We start from the raw sequence: 19,305 nt of genomic DNA on the forward strand, positions 1-19,305 counted from the left end.
AGTCATGCGTGCACATTGGTTGACGGTGCCGGTGCTGGCCCTGCTTGCCAGTACATCGAGCTGGGCTGCAGATTGCCCGGCATTGTTGCAGGGCAGCCTGCCGGAATTGCGCGGCAAGGGGCAGGTCGAGCTGTGCGAGCGCTTTGCCGGCAAGCCGCTCGTGGTGGTGAACACTGCCAGTTATTGCGGTTTTGCCCCTCAGTTCGAGGGGCTCGAGGCGACGTACAAGGAGTATCACGAGCAAGGCCTGGAAATGCTCGGCGTGCCGTCCAATGACTTCAAGCAGGAAGACGCTGACAGTGAGAAGACTGCCAAGGTTTGCTATGCCAACTACGGTGTCACCTTCACGATGACCAAGACGCAGGCGGTGCGGGGCAAGGATGCGATACCGCTGTTTGCGGAACTGGCCAGCCAGAGCAGTGCGCCGAAGTGGAATTTCTACAAGTATGTTGTCGATCGCAAGGGCAAGGTGATCGGTAACTTCTCCAGCCTGACCAAACCGGATGATCCCGCGTTCCGCGCCGCTATCGAAAAGGCCATCGCCTCACAGCAGTAACCAGGCTGCGCTGCTGCGGCGTTTGCTTTTAAGCGCGAGGCAGTTCAGGCGACGCAGATTGCGACTTCAGGAGGCCGAACGCCGTCCTCCTGAAGTCGCGGGATCAAGATCAAGAACAGGAAGTGGCTGGCTGCGGGTCACTTCACCGTACATGCACGGTAATCGCCACCAACCGCACCACCACCGGTCGGACCACCAGCACACACACAAATGCCACCGGCATCGCCAGCTGATAGGCCTTGAGCACATTGCCCAGATACTCAGGGGTAAACCCGGCATTGGCCGCCGTGATTACGAAGCACATCAAAAGCGCCATGATCGACGACATGTAGAACGCGAAAACGTAGGGAGTAGCGACCGGGTGCAATTTACGTCGACTGCGCGACCGGGACAGGTTGCTCATGCGAACTCCTGAAAGCTGTGTGGAAGCGCAGATTAGCAACCTGCACGCCTACAGCTGTAGACCGGCAGCATTGAGTTCTTTATAAAGAAATTCTTACGAATCCAAGCGCTCACCATGGACCTGCTCAACGCCATTCGCTGCTTCATCAAGGTGGTCGAGGCCGGTAGCATCGCTGCTGGTGCCCGTATCCTCGGCCTCAGTCCGGCGGCCGTCAGCCAGAACCTGGCGCGGCTGGAAGGCCACCTGCAAGTACGCCTGCTCAGCCGAACCACGCGCAGCATGGCCCTGACTCCCTCTGGCGCCCAGTATTACGAGCGTGTAAAGCATGTCGAGCGTGATCTGGCCCTGGCCGAACAGGCAGTGACAACACCCGACAGCGAGCCTCAGGGGCGGCTGTGCATTGCCTCGACCTCTGCCTTTGGGCGCCATGTGCTGGCGCCGTTGATACCTGCTTTCAGTGCCCGCTACCCTTTACTTTCGATAGAGTTGGTAACGACTGATCGTCGGGTCAACCATGCCCGTGAAGACGTTGACGTGAGCTTGCGCATTGCCCCGCAGCTCGAAGACCAGCTGCTGGCCCGGCGCATCGCCCGCATCCCGTTCATTTGTTGTGCCTCACCCGGTTACCTGCAAAGTGCTGGCGTACCTGCCACGCCCGAGGCCTTGCGCGGGCACCGTTGCCTTGTGTTTCGCTATCCGGTGGATGGCCGCTTCCTGCGCTGGGGCTTCATGCGGGACGGCCTGCGCTTCGAAGCGGAGTTCGGCAGTGTATTGATCAGCGACGATATCGATGCCCTGACCCAGATGGCCTTGCACGATGGTGGCATCACCCGTCTGGCCGAGTTCATCGTGCGGCCGCACCTGGCCTCGGGTGCGTTGGTGCCGCTGTTCGAATACTGCGACAGCAGCCAGGCTTATGCCCAGACCGAGCCCATGGACATCTACCTGTGCCTGGCCGATCGCTTTGCCATGACCACCAAGGTGCGCGCTTTCATGGACTACCTGCGCGAATCCCTGGGCGAAAGCTGGCAAGTGCAGGCATGAAAAAAACCGCCACGAAGGCGGTTTTCATGTAACGCACAGGAATCAGAAGCGGTAAGTGAGGGATGCACCGATACCGTGAGCGCTGTTCTCGTACTTGGCCTGGTAGCTGCCTTTCAACAGCCCTTGTTGTTGCGAGCTTGGCAGGTTGTTGACCTTGGTATCCTCTTCCCACAAATACGAATAGGCAACGTCGATGGTCATGTCATCGTTCGGGCTCCAGCCGGCACCAAAGCTGACCGCTTTACGATCGCCAGTCGGAATACGTGGCGAGCGATCATGGTTGTTGGTGGGCGACTGGTCGACGGAGAAGCCTGCGCGCAGGGTCCACTCCTTGTTCACCTTGTAGGACGCGCCAATGGCGTGGGCCCAGGTGTCGTGCCAGTTCTGCTCTTCGGTGATGGTCTTCAACGGGTAGCCTGCCGGCGCTTCGTTCTCGACGACGATGCTTTCCAGACGGCTCCAGCGCGTCCAGGTGCTACCCGCATACAGTGTCCAATGGTCATCCAGTTCATGAGTGACCGAGAAGTCCACTGACTCTGGCGTCTTGATCTTCAGGCTGGCGTCGAACCTGCCGTTCAGGCCAAGCTGTGGAATCGGGTAGGAAACGCGGGTATTGCCTTCAAGCTTGTAGTCGACCATCGAGTGATAGGTCAGGCCCAGACGGGTACGGTCCGTAGCTTGCACCAGAACGCCGATGTTGTAACCGATCGCAGTGTCGTCGCCCTTGATCTTGGTCTCGCCGTCAGGGCCATTGGGCCCCAGGAGGGCCTTGCTGCTCAGGTTCGAACCCAGCTCACCCTTGATACGGTTGATAGTCGGGCCAAAACCGATCGACACTTTGTCGTTGAAGGCGTAGCTGACGGTTGGCTGGAAGGTGACAACCTCGACCTTGCTCTTCTTGCCCCAGTAGCGTGCAGCGTCATCGCTACCGTAGTCGGTGATCAGGCCATATGGCACGTAAACGCCGAAGCCAACGCTCCAGTGATCATCAATCGGCTTGACGTAATAGCCCATGGGTACGCCAACGAGAGGCACCATGTCACCATCGGTTTCCCCCCCGAAGTTGCTGCCTGGGCCCGATATGTCGGTCTTGGCGATGACGGCAGCGCCGCCCACGGTGAATTGTTCGCGCTTGAGGCGGGACATGCCGGCCGGGTTGCCATACACAGTGCTGGCATCGTCGGCAGAAGACGAGCGCCCAGCAAAACCGGTTCCCATGCCGCTGATACTTTGTTCGTTCAGCGCGAACCCGGCGGCGAGCAGTTGGCTGGAAGCAAGCGCAACGGCTACGCCGAGGGAGGTTTTGAGCATTACTTTTTTCATTATTAGAAAACTCCTTGGGTCTCCGGGTCGAAAAGCTACCAACAAATCACGCGCTGCGCTATAGGCTCAATCGCAGGAGTTAGAGCGGTTTTGTAGGACAATCCGACCAAAATTCCATTTTTTCCGGGTTACTTGTAGGACGCGTCTCAAGATGCCTGTGGCAATTTCTGATCTATGCAGGCATGCCAGGCATGGGTGAAGTCGCGCAGACGACCCTGGGGGTTGAAAATCTGTCGCCAGATACGCGCCAGTGCCAGCAGATCGTCCGCCGCAGGCAATGGTGTGGCCTGCTCTTCGATGAGCATCCAGGCAATGGCAGTGGAATAGCGCAGGTTGACGGTGAGCTCCAGGTGCGGGCCACCAAGGAAGGCATGCTGGCTGGCCAGGCCGCGGACCAGGCTGGCGAGGTCGGGGTCACGGGCCAGGTATTCGTCCCAGAGCGCCTGGTGACGATGTTCGCCGATGCGGTAGAGGCCGTGCCCGCGTCGGTCGTGCAGGGCTGAGCCGAGTGCTGACTGGCTGGCGGCTATACCCAGTAGCAAGGCTTCGGCGCTGGCGCAGTGACGGTTCAGGTAGACCAGGGTGGGTCGGATCACATACTGACACAATTCATTCGCCGCAATACCCATGATGCCCTCGAGCAGGTAAGGGCCGGACGGGCGCTGGAGCTTGGCAGCTGGTGAATGATCAGGCCCGCCGGGAGCGGAAAGCACCGCTCGAGTTGAAGTGTAGTGTGATAATCGTGGTGTAAAGAGCTGTTTTTAAATCGATTGCTGCCTGATGCTCCGGGCTATATGCCCTAAGGCAATTACGCCCAGAGCGTTCAGGCAGCCTTGCGATCGGATGATTCAGCGCTTGAATACCTCGGTATTCGCCGGTCACGCGGTGAGCGACTGACGCGTCCGGGCGATCACCGCCTGCAGCGGTTCATGGCGGCTGTACTGTTCGTGGTACAGGCGTTCGGTGTGGCAGGCAACGCCGTGTTCGTCTACCAAGGTAAAGCTGAAGCTGCCCTTGCGTGGGGCAACGATAAGGCACTTCAACGGCGAGAAGGCCTGGGAGAGGGTGCCAATGGCAGCCTGAATCTGATGATGAGTTTGCATATTGTTGGAGGTTCCTGCTTTAAACACGGGGGTTATGATCCGTGCATGATAGAAACGTTCCAGTGACGCCTTTATTAAGGGACGAACGAACCTGACTGGAACAGGGCAGCCAGAGGGGGCGCAATCAAATGTAGGCGCTTGGGCTGACTGGTAGGTACTTCGGAAGGCAGGCAGCACGCCGGGGCCAAGGTTCTAGGCCGTCGAGGTGGGATCCTGATCAATCTGTCATGTGATTCGTGCTTGCGCAGCGTAAGGCTGGCGAGTGAATCATTGAATGGGCCGGTCCTTGTTTCAGCAGGGACGCTCTTGGGGGGAGCGAGTCTGCAAGGACGCTTGCGGCCAGAATTGACTTTCAGCTTGGTACTAACGAGGGGCACCTTACCGCAAGTGCAGGTGTTTGGCAAGCGCTACGTTTGTTCAGGTGAGCCGCGCAGTATGGCGCGAATTTTCGTTGCTGGGAAGAGGGGGTAAATGGCCCGAATGCCGGCCGATGTGCCCTTTTCGTGCACCCAAATGGAGGTTTATGGTGCACTTGTTCACATTCGGGGCAGCGCTTGTAACGGCCTGGTAACACCACCCGGCAGCCTCGCCAATGCCTTGACTGCGTGGTTAAGTCAATGAAAAAAAACACTATTTTTAGCTGGTGAAAAAATCGTCAGTTTGACCGAAGCCCCCAATTCACGGGGGTTTGAGGGGTGTGAGAGGGGGTTGTCCACCGAGTTATCCACAGGAACTGTGGATTGTCCCGAGCGCTTGCTCTAGCACGGGCGTGCCAGCAATGGGATGGACTGTCCGACAATTGCCATGCTCCAACAGACTGGTTGGTCATCCACCTGAAAACGTCAAGAAAAGATCATGGAATTTTTTTTCAATCCACCAGAAATCGACGGGCCAGGGCGAAAAAAAAAGAGTAGAGTGGCGCGCCTTTCGAGTTACCAAACCTGTTGCTCATGAAGTTTCGCGGTAAAAACCTCGCCAGCCCCGCTGCATCGACACTTGCACCTCCCGCCAAACGCTTTTCCCTGAAAGTGGCCCTGTGGTTGCTCGACAGTCCGCGCCTGGGCGGCAACCCTCAGGTCAAGCACCTGGCCGGGCGCTTGTTGAAGCAGCCGGCGCGCCAAGGTGTGGTTGTGGCGCAGAGCCGCCTGGGGCAGATGCTGTGCCGCGATTGTGGCAACGCCCGTGACCGGCGTATAGGCCATGAGCTGCTGCGTCAGGCTGCCCGCGCAGGGGATCGGCGGGCGCAGCTGGAGTACGCTCGGCTGTGTCAGCACAACGAGCCGGAGCAGGCGCGCTATTGGCTTGAGCTTGCGGCAGGGCAGGGGTCGCAGGAAGCGCGGCGGTTGCTGCGACAGTGGTTTCCTGCCTGAGCCTTGTTGCCTGCGGGGGCCCTTTCGCGAGCAATCACCGATGTTCGTCCATCACCGTGGTAGGAGCGGGTTTACCCGCGAATACGGTGGCGGCGGCAACGGTGAACGGCGGCGGGAAATTGGCCAGCAGGGCCGGCCTCTTCGCGGGTGAACCCGCTCCTACGGGCGACCGTGCAGGCATTACCTTTGCCTTCAGGCTTGCGCAGCGGGCTTGCCCGCGAAGAGGCGGATGCGGGCAACACACCCATCAGGCTGATAAGCTGCACCCAATTTGCATCAGAGCGTTCGGGGTAAGCATGACAGTGGATCTGGCCAGCATTCTGCTGGGCTTGGTGGCAGGCGCAATACCCTGCCTGGTGTGGGTCATGCAGGTGCAGCGCCGCCAGGGCGCACGGCAAGGTGAGCAGGCCTTGCTCGAAGAGCGCCTCAACGCTGCCCAACTGACCCAGGCTGGCCTGCAGGCGCAACTGGACGCCAGTCGCGACGAGGTCAGCGACCTCAGTGAGGCCAACGCCGTCAAACAGGCCCAGCTGGCCGCCCAAGGCCGTGAGCTGGAGCTGCTGCAGATCGAGCGCGACAATGCCCGTGACGCCGCCCACGCCTGGAGCCTTGAGCGCGCCAACCGCGAAGCCGAACTGCGTCGCCTGGAAGCGCAAACCGCGCGCCTGGACGCAGAGCTGCGTGAACAGCAGGAAAGTCACCAGCAACGTCTGGAAGACCTGCAGGAGGCCCGTGACACCTTGCGCGCCCAGTTCGCCGACATGGCCACCAAGATCTTCGACGAACGCGAGCAGCGCTTTGCCCAGACCAGCCAGCAGCACCTTGGCCAGTTGCTCGACCCGCTCAAGGAGCGCATCCAGGCCTTCGAAAAACGCGTGGAGGAAAGCTACCAACAAGAGGCCCGCGAGCGCTTCTCGCTGGGCAAGGAGCTGGAGCGCCTGCAACAGCTCAACCTGCGCTTGTCCGACGAAGCCACCAACCTTACCCAGGCCTTGAAGGGCCAGAAGACACAGGGTAACTGGGGTGAGCTCATTCTCGAACGTGTGCTGGAACATGCCGGCCTGGAAAAGGGCCGCGAATACCAGACCCAGGTCAGCCTGAAAAGCGCCGATGGTGAGCGTTTCCAGCCGGATGTGCTGATCATGCTGCCCGGCGACAAGCAGGTGGTGGTGGACGCCAAGGTCAGCCTCACTGCGTACCAGCAGTTCGTTGCCGGCAACGACGAAGCTGCGCTCAAGCAGCATGTGCAGTCGCTGCGCAGCCACGTCAAAGGCTTGTCGAGCAAGGACTACAGCCGCCTTGAAGGCCTGCACAGCCTGGATTTCGTGTTGTTGTTCGTGCCCATCGAAGCGGCCTTTTCGGCGGCCCTGCAGGCCGAGCCGAACCTGTTCCAGGAGGCCTTCGACCGGCAGATCGTGATTGTCAGCCCTACCACGTTGCTGGCGACCTTGCGGGTGATCGACAGCCTGTGGAAGCAGGAGCGTCAAGGGCAGAACGCCCGCGAAATTGCCGAGCGTGCCGGCTGGCTCTACGACAAGTTCGTGCTGTTCATCCAGGACCTTGACGAGCTGGGCAGCCGCTTGCAGCAGGTAGACAAGGCTTATGCCGCCGCGCGCAACAAGCTGTGCGAAGGGCGTGGCAACCTGGTCAGCCGCAGCGAGCAGCTTAAGCTGCTGGGCGCCCGTGCCAGCAAGAGCTTGCCGGCAGACCTGCTGGAGCGGGCGCTGTCTGACGAGGCGCTGCCCGAGGTAGCGGTTACTGAGCCAGGCTCAGATGGCGATTGAGCAGGGCGCGCAAGGCCGCCGGCTTGACCGGTTTGGCCAGGTAGTCCAGCCCTGATGCATGTACCAGGGCGATGGTTTCCTTGCTGCCGTCGGCGCTGATCACTACACCGGGTACCGGCTCACCCAGCCGTGCTCGAAGCCAGCCCATCAGCCCGGTACCGGTCTCGCCGTCGTCCAGGTGGTAGTCCACCAATGCCAGGTGCGGGCGCATGCCTTTGGCCAGCAGGGCTTCGCATTCGGCCTGGTTGCGCGCGGTCCATACCTGGCAACCCCAGCGGCTCAGCAGGCTGTTCATGCCGATCAGGATGCTGTCTTCGTTGTCCACGCAAAGCACTTGCAGCCCAGCCAGTGGCTGGCCGCCCTGTTGTTCTACAGGCGCGCTTGGTGCCGCGGTGGCCTGGTGCGCAATCGGCACGCTGACGCGGAACACCGTGCCCTTGCCCGGCCATGAGCGCACTTCCAGCGGATGCCCCAGCACCCGGCACAGACCGTCTGCGATGGCCAGGCCCAGTCCTAGCCCCTTCTCGGCACGGGTCTGGTGGCTGTCCAGGCGCTTGAACTCCTGAAAGATCACTTGCAGCTTGTCGTCAGCAATGCCTGGGCCACGGTCCCAGACCTCCAGCCACAGGCGCTCGCCCTGTCGGCGCGCGCCTAGCAGGATCGGGCTCTTGCCGTAGCGCAGGGCATTGGTGAGGAAGTTCTGCAGCACCCGGCGTAGCAGTTTCATGTCGCTGTCCACCCGCAGGCGGCTGCCGCGCAGGCGGAACGCCAGGCCCTTCTCGGCAGCCAGCAACTTGAACTCGGCGCCCAGGGTGTCGAACAGCTCGTTGAGGGCGAAGGGTTTGGCATCCGGGGTGATCTTGCCGTTTTCCAGGCGCGAGATGTCCAGCAGGTCGCTGATCAGCTCTTCAGCCGAGCGCAGCGAGCTGTCCATGTGCTGTACCAACTGCCGGGCCTCTTCGTTCATGCCCTCGGCCTGTTGCGACAAGGCGGCAGAGAAAAGCCGTGCGGCGTTCAACGGTTGCATCAGGTCATGGCTGACGGCGGCCAGGAAGCGGGTCTTGGACTTGCTCACCGCTTCGGCCTGGCTCTTGGCTTCGGACAGCGCCTGGTTCAACTGCGACAGTTCGTGGGTGCGCTCCGCCACGCGTTGCTCAAGGCGTTCGTTGGCATCGCGCAGGGCCTGCTCGGCCTCTCGGAACGGGGTGATGTCGGTGAAGCTCATGACAAAGCCGCCGCCTGGCATCGGGTTGCCGATCAGCTCGATCACCCGGCCATTGGGGAACAGCCGCTCGGAGGAGTGCGCGCGGCCCTGGCGCATCCAGTGCAGCCGCCGCGCCACATGCACCTGCGCCTCGCCGGGGCCGCACAGGCCGCGTTCGGCGTTGTAGCGGATGATGTCGGCAATCGGTCGCCCTACGCTGATCAGCCCGTCCGGGTAGTTGAACAGTTCAAGATAGCGGCGGTTCCAGGCCACCAGGTGCAGGTTCTGGTCGACCACGCTGATGCCTTGGTTGATGTTCTCGATGGCGCCTTGCAGCAGGGCGCGGTTGAACTGCAGCACCTCACTGGCTTCGTCAGCAATGCGCACCACGTCTTCCAGTTGCATGTCGCGGCCTTCGATGGCCGCCTTGACCACCGCGCGGGTCGACGAGGTACCGAGCACCCCGGCCAGCAGGCGCTCGGTGTGCTCGATCCAGTCGCCATCGGCGTTCTGGTTAGGGTTGAAGCCCTTGCCCTGGCGGTAGGCAAAGCGGATGAAGCTCTGCCGTGCGCGCTCTTCCCCGACAAAGCGCGATGCCAGGGTCAGCAGGTCGTCGATCTGCACCGCCAGCAGCGGCTTGCTGCTGGGCCGCGCGCTGGTCTGCTGGCCAATGAACCGGCCGGCCTGCCAGTGCTCGGAAACCCGTGTGCGCGACAGCACCGAAACCCAGGCGAACAGGGTGAAGTTGCCCGCCAGTGACAGCACCACACCTTGGGTCAGTGGACTGATCGGCAGGTTCAGCGGGTTGCCGTGCAGCCACGCCAGGCCGGGGAACAACTGCAACGACCAGCCCAGGCTGTGCGCGGCGATCGGCAGCACCAAGGTGTAGAACCACAGGAAGATGCCAGCGGCCAGGCCGGCGAACACACCGCGACGGTTGGCCTGCTTCCAGTACAGCGCGCCAAGCATGGCTGGGGTGAGCTGGGTCACAGCGGCAAAGGCGATCTGGCCGATGGTCGCCAGGCTGGCGGTGGAACCCAGCAGGCGGTAGCTGACATAGGCCAGCAGCAAGATCACCACGATGGTTACCCGGCGTACCGAAAGCATCCAGTGGCGGAACGCTTCGAAAGGCCGCTCGGCGTTGTTGCGGCGCAGCAGCCAGGGCAGCAGCATGTCGTTGGACACCATGGTCGACAGCGCCACGGCCTCGACGATCACCATGCCGGTGGCCGCCGAGGCACCGCCGATGAACGCCAGTAGGGCAAGGCTCGGGTGCGCCTCGGCCAGCGGCAGGCTGATGACGAACGAGTCGGAGATCACCGTGCCGGGCAGCAGCATCTGCCCGGCCAGGGCAATCGGCACCACGAACAGCGCGGCCAGTGCCAGGTACATCGGGAATACCCAGCGCGCCAGGCGCAAGTCCTGCGGTTCGATGTTCTCCACCACGGTAACGTGGAACTGCCGGGGCAGGCAGATGATTGCCATCATTGCCACGGCGGTTTGCACCACCATGGACGGCCAATTGATGGTTTCTTTCCAATAGTCCTGCAAGTGAATCGACTGGCGGGCCTGGCTGAACAGATCGTCGAAACCGTCATACAGGTTGAAGACGATGAAGATGCCCACGGCAAGGAACGCCAGCAGTTTGATCAGCGATTCGAAGGCAATCGCCAGGACCATGCCGCGGTGGTGCTCGGTCACATCCAGGCTGCGGGTACCGAAGACGATGGCGAACAGCGCCAGTACCAGCGATATCACCAGCGCGGTGTCCTGCACGCGGGTGCCGGTGGCGTCGGCGTTGGCGCCGATCAGCAGGTTCACGCCCAGTACGATGCCCTTGAGCTGCAAGGCGATGTACGGCAGCACGCCGACCAGGCAGATCAGTGCCACCACCACTGCCAGGGTCTGCGACTTGCCGTAGCGCGCGGCAATGAAGTCGGCGATCGAGGTAATGTTCTGCTGCTTGCTGATCAGCACCATCTTCTGCAGCACCCAAGGGGCGAAGATCAGCAGCAGTACCGGGCCCAGGTAGATTGGCAGGAACGCCCAAAGCTGTTCGGCGGCCTGGCCCACCGCGCCGAAGAAGGTCCAGCTGGTGCAGTACACGGCCAGCGACAGGCTGTACACCCAGGCACGCAGCTTTGGCGGCAATGGCGTGCTGCGGCGGTCGCCATAGAAGGCGATGGCGAACATGATGGCCATATAGGCCAGGGCGACCACGGCGATCAGCCCGCTGGACAACGACATGAAGACTCCGAAGCAAAAAGGTAACGCGGTCCCGATCAATCAGTCTGGCACGCAAGTGCCGCTTCGTCAGCGCAGACGATGGTTGTAGGAGCGGGTTCACCCGCGAAGAGGCCGGAACAGGCAACATCAACCCCTGCGGGTACCCAACCAATAGAAAACCCCTGCCAGTATCACCGACAACACCAGCAGGTAGAAGACTGCCCCCGGCCACAGGTGTACCAGTGCAAACCCCACCATCACCGGCCCCAGCGCCGCCCCCAGGTTGGACAGGTTCTGCGCGCCGTAATACACCCCGCGCAAGTGCTCCGGTGCGATCAGGTCGATGAACATGTACTCGGCCGGGATCACGATGATTTCGCCCAGCGTGAACACCAGCATCGCCAGGCACCAGGCCAGTACCGAGCCTGCCAGCGCAAAACCCAGCAAGCCGGCGATGAACAGGCCCATGCCGGCCAACAGCCACGGCATCAGGCGCTGGCGGCTGATACGCCGGCCAATCAGGTACTGCAAGGCAATGACTGTCACGGCGTTGGTGGTGACCAGATAGCCGATCAGCCGTGCCGCTTCGGCCGGGTTGCTGGTGACCACCAGGTACTGGGACAGGTAGGCGGTGAACTGGCCGAACACCACCGCGCTCAGCACCCCACCCACGGTAAAGCACACCAGCCGGCGATCCCGCGCCAGCCCCAGCGCCACTTGGCCGAAGCCGGCTGCAGGCTTGTCCGGCGCGCTGGCCTGCAGGCTGCGATCACCCAGGCGCCAGTAAGCCAGGCACATGGCCAGGCCAAGCAGGGCAGAAGCGAGGAACGGCACATGGTCGTTCAGTTCAAGCATGGCCACGCCCAGCAACGGGCCGGCGGCGTAGCCGACGTTGCTGAGGGTGTACTTGATGGCGAATACCTCGGCCCGCTCCTCCACCGGCAGTAACGCGCAGAAGCCCGCCTTGGCAGCGATGTCGACCACTGCCAGGGCCAGGTTGATCAGCACCAGACAAAAGAAGAACGGCAGTGCTGAACGGCTGGCGACCGCGCCGACGAAGGCCAGGGCGAACAGCAGGGTACTGGCGCTGACCAGCGTGTGGTTGCTCAAGGTGTCGACCAGATGGCCACCGTACAGACTCAACAGCGAGGCGACGATCAGTGCGCCACCGATCAGCAGGCCGATCTGGCTGATCGGCAGCTGGAAATTGTCGGCCAGGTAAACCACCAGGTAGGGCAGGGTGAGGGCGCGGGCGACGGTAAGCGTGAAGGTGGTGGTGAGCAGCAGGCGAACGGTGTGCGGGTAGCGTTTTATGGCGGCGAGCATTGCCACGTCCTTGTTGTGCGGGTTTGCCGAGCACAAGCATAAGACACATGCGGTCCTTGTAGCAGCACCGGCACCCTTACAGTGAATCCGGCGGCTTCACTGCCCTTCCCGACACAAGGCCGCTTCGCCTGCAGAAGGGCGACAGGCGGAGGATTGACAGCCCGTCAGGCTCAGGGAATACTCTCGAAGAATTCATATATATGTTTATATAACAAGACGAGAGCGAGACCCATGCACCCATTGACCGGTGATGCTCGACTGCCCCGCTACCAACAACTGCGAGACCACATGGTTGCGCAAATTGCCAACAACCGCTGGCGCCCGGGGGAAGCGATCCCGACCGAAGCAGCCTTGGCCACCGAGTTCGACATGTCGATCGGTACCGTGCGCAAGGCCGTCGATGTCCTGGTGGCCGAAGGCGTGCTGGAGCGCCAGCAGGGCCGCGGCACCTTCATTCGCCGCCCACAGTTCCAGTCGTCGCTGTTCCGCTTCTTCCGTTTCGAGGCCGCCAATGGCGAGCGCATCGTGCCGGAAAGCCGCATTCTTTCCATCGAGTCGCTGCCGGCGCCTTCCGCGGTGGCCGAGGCATTGGGCCTGGCAGGGGAGGCAGAAGTGATCCGCATCATTCGTACACGTCTGCTCGGCGCCCAGCCGGTGCTGGCCGAAGAGATCTGGCTGCCGCGCCAAACCTTCCAGCCGCTGCTGGACGTGGATTTGAACAGCAAGGGCCCGCTGCTGTACCCGATTTACGAAGCGCTGTGCGGTCAGGTGGTCGCCTACGCCGAAGAAACCCTGACCGCCGAAGCGGTCGACGCGGTGCATGGCCGCTTGCTGCAACTGCCGGCCGACAGCCCGGTGGTCGTGATCGAGCGCCTGGCCCGCGACTACGCCGGCAAACCTCTGGAATGGCGCCGCTCGCGCGGCCATGCGCAGCACTTCCGCTACCGCATCGACATCCGCTAAACCGGTCGCTTCGCCCTTTTAACTGTCTGCGCCGTGCTGCCACGGCGCAGTGGCTTCGCCTGCCCGTCACACCACGACTAGAAGGATAACAATCATGTTCAGCTGGTATCGCGAGATCACCTCACGGGAGCGCAAGACATTCTGGGCCTGTTTCGGCGGCTGGTCGCTCGATGCGCTGGAAGTGCAGATGTTCGGCCTGGCCATCCCCGCGCTGATCGCTGCGTTCTCCCTGACCAAGGGCGATGCCGGCCTGATCAGTGGCCTGACCCTGGTGACCTCGGCAATCGGCGGCTGGCTGGGTGGCACACTGTCCGACCGCTATGGCCGCGTGCGTACCCTGCAATGGATGATTCTCTGGTTTTCGTTCTTCACCTTCCTTTCGGCGTTCGTCACCGGTTTCTACCCGTTGCTGTTCGTCAAGGCCATGCAAGGCTTTGGCATCGGTGGCGAATGGGCAGCCGGCGCTGTGCTGATGGCCGAAACCATCAACCCGAAGTATCGCGGCAAGGTCATGGGCACGGTGCAGAGTGCCTGGGCTGTGGGGTGGGGCCTGGCGGTGGCATTGTTTACGCTGATCTACTCGCTGGTGCCGCAGGAGTTTGCCTGGCGGGTGATGTTCTTCGTCGGTCTGCTGCCGTCGCTGCTGATCATCTGGGTACGCCGCAACGTGCCCGAGCCGGACAGCTTCCAGCGCCTGCAGAAAGAAAAGGCCATCCCTTCCAGCTTCTTGCAGTCGATGGCTGGCATCTTCCGCCCTGAACTGTTGCGTGTGACCCTGCTGGGCGGCTTGCTCGGCCTGGGTGCCCACGGTGGCTACCACGCGGTGATGACCTGGTTGCCGACCTTCCTCAAGACAGAGCGCAACCTTTCGGTGCTGAACTCGGGCGGTTACCTGGCGGTGATCATCCTGGCCTTCTGGTGCGGCTGCGTGGTCAGCGGCCTGCTGATCGACCGTATTGGCAGGCGCAAGAACATCCTGCTGTTCGCCCTGTGCTGTGTACTGACCGTACAGGCCTACGTGTTCTTCCCGCTGACCAATACCCAGATGCTGTTCCTCGGCTTCCCGCTGGGCTTTTTCGCCGCCGGCATCCCGGCCAGCCTGGGTGCGTTTTTCAATGAGCTGTACCCGGCTGACGTGCGCGGCGCCGGGGTGGGCTTTTGCTACAACTTCGGTCGCGTGCTGTCGGCCGTGTTCCCGTTTCTGGTCGGGCACATGAGCGAGTCGATGTCGCTGGGCAGTGCCATCGGCATCGATGCCGGCATCGCCTATGGCGTTGCGGTGATCGCAGCCCTGTGCCTGCCCGAAACCCGTGGCCGCAACCTTGAATCTGCACCTGCGCCGGAAACGGCCGGTGCCGTCGCCAAGTAACCTGAACGTGTTTGTATGAGAACCATGCCCGACGCACCCGCTTTGCACCTGACTGCCATCGACAGCCACGCCCACGTGTTCAGCCGTGGGCTGAACCTGGCCAGCCAGCGGCGTTACGCGCCCAGTTACGATGCGCCGCTGGGCGACTACCTGGGCCAACTGCGGGCCCATGGTTGCAGCCATGGTGTACTGGTCCAGCCCAGCTTCCTGGGTACCGACAACCGCTACCTGCTCAGCGCCTTGCAGACCGTGCCAGGGCAACTGCGCGGGGTGGTGATGCTGGAACGGGATGTCGAGCAGGCGACCTTGGCGGAAATGGCCCGGTTAGGGGTAAGGGGGGTACGCCTCAACCTCATGGGGCAAGACATGCCTGACCTGACCGGCGCGCAGTGGCGGCCCCTGCTGGAGCGCATCGGCGAGCAGGGTTGGCACGTGGAACTGCACCGTCAGGTGGCGGACATTCCAGTGCTGGTGCGGGCATTGCAGCCTTATGGGCTGGACATCGTGATTGACCATTTCGGCCGGCCAGATGCCCGCCTTGGCCTGAGCCAGCCGGGGTTTGCCGAACTGCTGACCCTGAGCGGTCGGGGCAAGGTGTGGGTGAAGGTGTCCGGCATCTACAGGCTGCAGGGCTCGCCGGAAGAGAACCTGGCATTCGCCCGTCAGGCGCTGTGCGCACTGGAAGCCCATTACGGCGCAGAGCGGTTGATGTGGGGCAGTGACTGGCCGCATACCCAGCATGAGTCGGAGGTCAGTTTCGGCACCGCTGTCGAACAGTTCGAGGCCTTGGGTTGTTCAGCGCAGTTGCGCCAGGCACTGTTGCTGGATACCGCGCAGGCGTTGTTTGGCTTCGAGTGACGTAGCGCCAGTGCTGCAACTGCAAGCAGGTCCTTGAAAGCAATCTTGCGTGGTCATGCCTGAGCCGGTGCTTGCCAGCCAGCGCATTTCCCATGCAGATTTGTGGCCCGGCGCGCTTGGCGAGCCTCCAATTGAAAAGCCCTCAGGACCAAGGACGATGAGTCACTCTTCGCAATTCACCTTGCTCGGCAAGCGGCGTTTCCTGCCGTTTTTCATCACTCAGTCGCTGGGTGCCTTCAACGACAACCTGTTCAAGCAGTCGCTGATCCTGGCGATTTTGTTCAAGCTCAGCCTGGGCGATGGTGACCGATCGATCTGGGTCAACTTGTGTGCCTTGCTGTTCATCCTGCCGTTTTTTCTGTTCTCGGCGCTGGGCGGGCAGTTTGGCGAGAAGTTCGCCAAGGATGCGCTGATCCGGGCAATCAAACTGGCCGAAATCGTGATCATGGCGATTGGTGCGCTGGGCTTTGTCACTGACCATCTGGGCCTGATGCTGGTGGCGCTGTTCGGTATGGGGACCCACTCGGCGCTGTTCGGCCCGGTGAAATATTCGATCCTGCCGCAGGCCCTGCGCGAGGAAGAGTTGGTGGGCGGTAATGGGCTGGTGGAAACCGGCACCTTCCTCGCCATCCTCGCCGGCACCATCGGCGCGGGGGTGATGATGTCGGCCGACAGCTACGCAACGGTGGTGGCCGGTGGCGTGGTCGGCACGGCGGTACTCGGCTACCTCGCCAGCCGCTGGATCCCTCGGGCGGCTGCCGCCTCGCCGCAAATGCCGCTGGACTGGAACATCTTCAAGCAGTCGTGGGTGATCTTGCGCATGGGCCTGGGCCAGCCGCCGGCGGTGTCGCGTTCGATCGTCGGCAACTCGTGGTTCTGGTTTGTCGGCGCCATCTACCTCACGCAGATCCCGGCCTATGCCAAGGATTGGCTGCACGGTGATGGCACGGTGGTGACCCTGGTGCTGACCCTGTTCTCGGTGGGCATTGCCCTCGGCTCGCTGCTGTGTGAACGGCTCAGTGGACGCAAGGTGGAAATCGGCCTGGTGCCGTTCGGCTCGTTCGGCCTGACCCTGTTCGGCCTGCTGTGGTGGTGGCACTCCGGTGATGTACCGACTGCAGCAGCGCCGCACGACTGGCTGGCATTGCTGGGCATGAGCCAGGCTTGGTGGATCTTGCTGTCGATCGTCGGCCTGGGTGTGTTCGGCGGCTTCTACATCGTGCCGCTGTATGCGTTGATCCAGGCCCGCACGGCCGAGGACGAGCGAGCCAGGGTGATCGCGGCCAACAACATCCTCAATGCCTTGTTCATGGTGGTGTCGGCGGTGCTCACCATCATCCTGCTAGGCGTGGCCAAGCTGAGCATCCCGCAGCTTTTCCTGGTGGTGTCGCTGCTTAATATCGCGGTCAACACCTATATCTTCAGGATCGTGCCCGAGTTCACCATGCGTTTCCTGATCTGGCTGCTCAGCCATTCGATGTACCGCGTGCAGCACCGAGACCTTGAGCGCATCCCAGACGAAGGTGCAGCGTTGCTGGTGTGCAACCACGTGTCGTTCGTCGATGCGTTGCTGCTGGGCGGGGCTATACGCCGGCCGATCCGCTTTGTCATGTACTACAAGATCTACAACCTGCCGGTACTCAACTTCGTGTTTCGCACTGCCGGTGCCATCCCGATTGCCGGGCGTAACGAAGACCAGGCGACTTACGAGCGGGCCTTCGCGCGGATTGCCGAGTACCTGGCTGATGGCGAGCTGGTGTGCATCTTCCCGGAAGGCAAGCTGACGGGCGATGGCGAAATCGATGTCTTCAAGGGAGGGGTCAGCCGCATCCTCGAAGAAACGCCGGTACCGGTGATTCCGCTGGCCTTGCAGGGGTTGTGGGGTAGCTTCTTCAGCCGTGACCCGGCCAAGGGCTTCTTCAAGCGCTTGTGGTCGCGGGTGACCATCGTGGCAGGCGCCGCCGTCCCGGTGGAGGCGGCGCAGCCCGAGGTGTTGCGCGAACAGGTCAGCCGCCTGCGCGGCCATCTGCGATAGGGGTTAGCTGGCGCTGACTTTCAGGCCGACAAGGCCGCAGACGATCAGCGCCACACTGACCAGCCGCACCAGGGCCATGGATTCGCCGAACAGAATGATCCCGGCGATGACCGTACCGACTGCGCCTACGCCGGTCCAGATGGCATAGGCGGTGCCCAGTGGCAACTCCTTCATGGCCAGGCCCAGCAGGCCCAGGCTGATGACCATGGCGCCGACGGTAAGGACAGTGGGTAGCGGTCGAGTGAAACCGTCGGTGTATTTGAGGCCGACGGCCCAGCCGACCTCGAACAGGCCGGCAAAAAACAGAATGATCCAGGACATGAGCGTGTCTCCATCGTTTGAATGATGGGGCCGTCCCCGGAGTGGTCACGCGGTGCGTCGTGAGGTCGTCCTCACAGTGGGCACCATGGTGCCTGGCTGCGGCCTTCCGGGCAAGTCCGCGCCTGCTGGCCAATTTCCACCCGCCGTTCACCGGTGCCGGCGCCACCGTATTCGCGGGTAAACCCGCTCCTACACAGATTGGTGGTGGACATACATCGGAGGTGGGACACAGGCCGTCGTAGGAGCGGGTTTACCCGCGAAGAGGCCGGTGCTGGCAGAAAACGATTCAAGCCAGCACCGCATCTCATACCCGTCAGACCCCTTGCGGAATCTCTTCCCCACCCAGCGCCTCGAACAGCACCGGCAGGAATTCGGCAAAGGTCATCATCATCAGCTGGAAGCTGGCGTCGAACTGTTGCGCAGCCTCATCGCCACCGTCCTGCTCGGCCTGCTCCTGCAGCAGCTCTTCGAACTTCAGGCGCTTGATGACCATCTTGTCGTCGAGAATGAACGACAGCTTGTCTTGCCAGGCCAGGGCCAGCTGGGTCACCACTTTGCCGGTGCTCAGGTGCAGCTGGATCTCTTCGCCGGTGAGGTCCTGGCGCTTGCAGCGCACGATACCGCCATCTTCGGCGGTGTCGCGCAGTTCGCACTCGTCCAGCACATAGAAGCCTTCGGCGGCTTGCTGCGATTTGACCCAGTCGGTCATGGTGGCCACTGGCGCAATCTTCACCGTGGCCGGGCGCACTGGCAGCGAGCCCATCACTTCGCGCAGGGTCGACAGCAGGTCTTCGGCGCGCTTGGCGCTGGCCGAGTTGACCAGGATCACGCCCAGGCGCGGGGCAATGGCAGCGAAGATCATCGAGCGGCGGATGAACGCACGCGGCAGGAACGCCTGGATGATTTCGTCCTTGATCTGGTCGCGTTCCTTTTTATAGACCTTGCGCATTTGCTCGGTCTCGATCTCTTCGACCTTTTCCTTGACCGCGTCGTTGACCACGCTGCTCGGCAGGATGCGTTCTTCCTTGCGCGCGGCAATCAGCAGGTACTCGCCGCTGACATGCACCAGGGGAGCGTCTTCGCCTTTGCCGAACGGCGCGACGAAACCATAAGTGGTCAGCTCCTGGCTGGCGCAGGGGCGGGCCGGTTTGCTGGCCAGGGCGGCTTCCAGCGCTTCAGGCTCGAACGGAACTTCCTGGGTCAGGCGGTAGGTCAGCAGGTTCTTGAACCACATGAGGGGCAATCTCTCCTTAATGCATAAGGCGGGCATTATTCTCCGAGCGGTGAATTCAGGCCAGCCCTGTCAGAGGGCCAGCAGTGGCTTATGCATGAAAGAATCGCCCGATAACGCTAGGTCTTTGAAAGGCCTGAGGTTTTTTTTGCAAAAAGTTTAAAAAGTGCTTGCCAGGGTGCGGGGCGC

General features: G+C 62.0%; 16 protein-coding genes. 8 read left to right on the plus strand and 8 right to left on the minus strand.

Annotation, left to right across the window (positions count from 1 at the left end; genetic code table 11):
- Window positions 1-4 precede the first annotated feature (4 nt).
- On the plus strand, window positions 5-556 hold the full coding sequence (locus ACF8FG_RS17185; RefSeq protein ID WP_014592086.1) for a glutathione peroxidase: 552 nt from the start codon (window positions 5-7) through the stop codon (window positions 554-556).
- Window positions 557-698: 142 nt separating this feature from the next.
- Here the strand turns inward: ACF8FG_RS17185 and ACF8FG_RS17190 are convergent, their stop codons facing one another.
- Window positions 699-959, minus strand: a complete 261-nt coding sequence (locus ACF8FG_RS17190) for a DUF2798 domain-containing protein (RefSeq protein ID WP_014592085.1) — start codon at window positions 957-959, stop codon at window positions 699-701.
- Window positions 960-1,073: 114 nt separating this feature from the next.
- On the opposite strand from ACF8FG_RS17190, the gene ACF8FG_RS17195 reads away from it, so the two are divergent.
- Window positions 1,074-2,003, plus strand: coding sequence for a LysR family transcriptional regulator (locus ACF8FG_RS17195; RefSeq protein ID WP_014592084.1), 930 nt, complete (start codon window positions 1,074-1,076; stop codon window positions 2,001-2,003).
- A 42-nt stretch (window positions 2,004-2,045) separates the two neighbouring features.
- Here the strand turns inward: ACF8FG_RS17195 and ACF8FG_RS17200 are convergent, their stop codons facing one another.
- The 3 genes from ACF8FG_RS17200 to ACF8FG_RS17210 form a co-directional block, all read right to left on the minus strand.
- Window positions 2,046-3,326: an OmpP1/FadL family transporter gene (locus ACF8FG_RS17200; protein ID WP_014592083.1), complete on the minus strand. Its 1,281-nt coding sequence runs from the start codon at window positions 3,324-3,326 to the stop codon at window positions 2,046-2,048.
- Window positions 3,327-3,472: 146 nt separating this feature from the next.
- Window positions 3,473-3,955: a hypothetical protein gene (locus ACF8FG_RS17205; protein WP_003252489.1), complete on the minus strand. Its 483-nt coding sequence runs from the start codon at window positions 3,953-3,955 to the stop codon at window positions 3,473-3,475.
- A gap of 249 nt (window positions 3,956-4,204) precedes the next feature.
- Window positions 4,205-4,429, minus strand: coding sequence for a hypothetical protein (locus ACF8FG_RS17210; protein WP_010952743.1), 225 nt, complete (start codon window positions 4,427-4,429; stop codon window positions 4,205-4,207).
- 950 nt (window positions 4,430-5,379) lie between these two features.
- Between ACF8FG_RS17210 and ACF8FG_RS17215 the strand changes: the two genes are divergently transcribed.
- Window positions 5,380-5,799, plus strand: a complete 420-nt coding sequence (locus ACF8FG_RS17215) for a tetratricopeptide repeat protein (RefSeq protein ID WP_019436764.1) — start codon at window positions 5,380-5,382, stop codon at window positions 5,797-5,799.
- A gap of 410 nt (window positions 5,800-6,209) precedes the next feature.
- Window positions 6,210-7,583 (plus strand): DNA recombination protein RmuC, encoded by a 1,374-nt coding sequence (gene rmuC / locus ACF8FG_RS17220; RefSeq protein ID WP_162470269.1) that lies wholly within the window; start codon window positions 6,210-6,212, stop codon window positions 7,581-7,583.
- On the opposite strand, the gene ACF8FG_RS17225 is transcribed toward rmuC, so the two are convergent.
- Together ACF8FG_RS17225 and ACF8FG_RS17230 are read right to left on the minus strand one after the other, a co-directional pair.
- Complete coding sequence (locus tag ACF8FG_RS17225) at window positions 7,555-11,034, minus strand: PAS domain-containing hybrid sensor histidine kinase/response regulator (protein WP_070384233.1); 3,480 nt, start codon at window positions 11,032-11,034, stop codon at window positions 7,555-7,557. The genes rmuC and ACF8FG_RS17225 overlap by 29 nt on opposite strands.
- A gap of 126 nt (window positions 11,035-11,160) precedes the next feature.
- Complete coding sequence (locus tag ACF8FG_RS17230) at window positions 11,161-12,339, minus strand: MFS transporter (RefSeq protein ID WP_318078192.1); 1,179 nt, start codon at window positions 12,337-12,339, stop codon at window positions 11,161-11,163.
- Between the two features lie 231 nt (window positions 12,340-12,570).
- Between ACF8FG_RS17230 and ACF8FG_RS17235 the strand changes: the two genes are divergently transcribed.
- From ACF8FG_RS17235 to ACF8FG_RS17250, 4 genes are all read left to right on the plus strand, one after another.
- On the plus strand, window positions 12,571-13,302 hold the full coding sequence (locus ACF8FG_RS17235; RefSeq protein ID WP_014592076.1) for a GntR family transcriptional regulator: 732 nt from the start codon (window positions 12,571-12,573) through the stop codon (window positions 13,300-13,302).
- Between the two features lie 94 nt (window positions 13,303-13,396).
- Window positions 13,397-14,671, plus strand: a complete 1,275-nt coding sequence (locus ACF8FG_RS17240; RefSeq protein WP_004575314.1) for an MFS transporter — start codon at window positions 13,397-13,399, stop codon at window positions 14,669-14,671.
- A 24-nt stretch (window positions 14,672-14,695) separates the two neighbouring features.
- Window positions 14,696-15,529, plus strand: coding sequence for an amidohydrolase (locus ACF8FG_RS17245; RefSeq protein ID WP_014592075.1), 834 nt, complete (start codon window positions 14,696-14,698; stop codon window positions 15,527-15,529).
- A 157-nt stretch (window positions 15,530-15,686) separates the two neighbouring features.
- Entirely contained in the window at window positions 15,687-17,564 is a 1,878-nt protein-coding gene (locus tag ACF8FG_RS17250) for a 1-acyl-sn-glycerol-3-phosphate acyltransferase (RefSeq protein WP_041167062.1), read from the plus strand.
- Between the two features lie 3 nt (window positions 17,565-17,567).
- Here ACF8FG_RS17250 and sugE read toward each other — a convergent pair whose 3' ends face one another.
- Both sugE and rdgC read right to left on the minus strand, forming a co-directional pair.
- Window positions 17,568-17,885 (minus strand): quaternary ammonium compound efflux SMR transporter SugE, encoded by a 318-nt coding sequence (gene sugE, locus ACF8FG_RS17255; RefSeq protein WP_010952753.1) that lies wholly within the window; start codon window positions 17,883-17,885, stop codon window positions 17,568-17,570.
- 313 nt (window positions 17,886-18,198) lie between these two features.
- Complete coding sequence (gene rdgC / locus ACF8FG_RS17260) at window positions 18,199-19,119, minus strand: recombination-associated protein RdgC (RefSeq protein ID WP_003252510.1); 921 nt, start codon at window positions 19,117-19,119, stop codon at window positions 18,199-18,201.
- Window positions 19,120-19,305: the final 186 nt, after the last annotated feature.

It is taken from the genome of Pseudomonas sp. YQ_6, from assembly GCF_043103245.1.
GTDB lineage: Bacteria > Pseudomonadota > Gammaproteobacteria > Pseudomonadales > Pseudomonadaceae > Aquipseudomonas > Aquipseudomonas alloputida.

Excerpts from the sequence above, each read along its gene's own strand:
- ACF8FG_RS17185 (WP_014592086.1), top strand. The coding sequence starts at position 5 with ATGCGTGCACATTGGTTGACGGTGCCGGTGCTGGCCCTGCTTGCCAGT.
- ACF8FG_RS17190 (WP_014592085.1), bottom strand. The coding sequence starts at position 959 with ATGAGCAACCTGTCCCGGTCGCGCAGTCGACGTAAATTGCACCCGGTC.
- ACF8FG_RS17195 (WP_014592084.1), top strand. The coding sequence starts at position 1,074 with ATGGACCTGCTCAACGCCATTCGCTGCTTCATCAAGGTGGTCGAGGCC.
- ACF8FG_RS17200 (WP_014592083.1), bottom strand. The coding sequence starts at position 3,326 with ATGAAAAAAGTAATGCTCAAAACCTCCCTCGGCGTAGCCGTTGCGCTT.
- ACF8FG_RS17205 (WP_003252489.1), bottom strand. The coding sequence starts at position 3,955 with ATGGGTATTGCGGCGAATGAATTGTGTCAGTATGTGATCCGACCCACC.
- ACF8FG_RS17210 (WP_010952743.1), bottom strand. The coding sequence starts at position 4,429 with ATGCAAACTCATCATCAGATTCAGGCTGCCATTGGCACCCTCTCCCAG.
- ACF8FG_RS17215 (WP_019436764.1), top strand. The coding sequence starts at position 5,380 with ATGAAGTTTCGCGGTAAAAACCTCGCCAGCCCCGCTGCATCGACACTT.
- ACF8FG_RS17225 (WP_070384233.1), bottom strand. The coding sequence starts at position 11,034 with ATGTCGTTGTCCAGCGGGCTGATCGCCGTGGTCGCCCTGGCCTATATG.
- ACF8FG_RS17230 (WP_318078192.1), bottom strand. The coding sequence starts at position 12,339 with ATGCTCGCCGCCATAAAACGCTACCCGCACACCGTTCGCCTGCTGCTC.
- ACF8FG_RS17235 (WP_014592076.1), top strand. The coding sequence starts at position 12,571 with ATGCACCCATTGACCGGTGATGCTCGACTGCCCCGCTACCAACAACTG.
- ACF8FG_RS17240 (WP_004575314.1), top strand. The coding sequence starts at position 13,397 with ATGTTCAGCTGGTATCGCGAGATCACCTCACGGGAGCGCAAGACATTC.
- ACF8FG_RS17245 (WP_014592075.1), top strand. The coding sequence starts at position 14,696 with ATGCCCGACGCACCCGCTTTGCACCTGACTGCCATCGACAGCCACGCC.
- ACF8FG_RS17250 (WP_041167062.1), top strand. The coding sequence starts at position 15,687 with ATGAGTCACTCTTCGCAATTCACCTTGCTCGGCAAGCGGCGTTTCCTG.
- sugE (WP_010952753.1), bottom strand. The coding sequence starts at position 17,885 with ATGTCCTGGATCATTCTGTTTTTTGCCGGCCTGTTCGAGGTCGGCTGG.
- rdgC (WP_003252510.1), bottom strand. The coding sequence starts at position 19,119 with ATGTGGTTCAAGAACCTGCTGACCTACCGCCTGACCCAGGAAGTTCCG.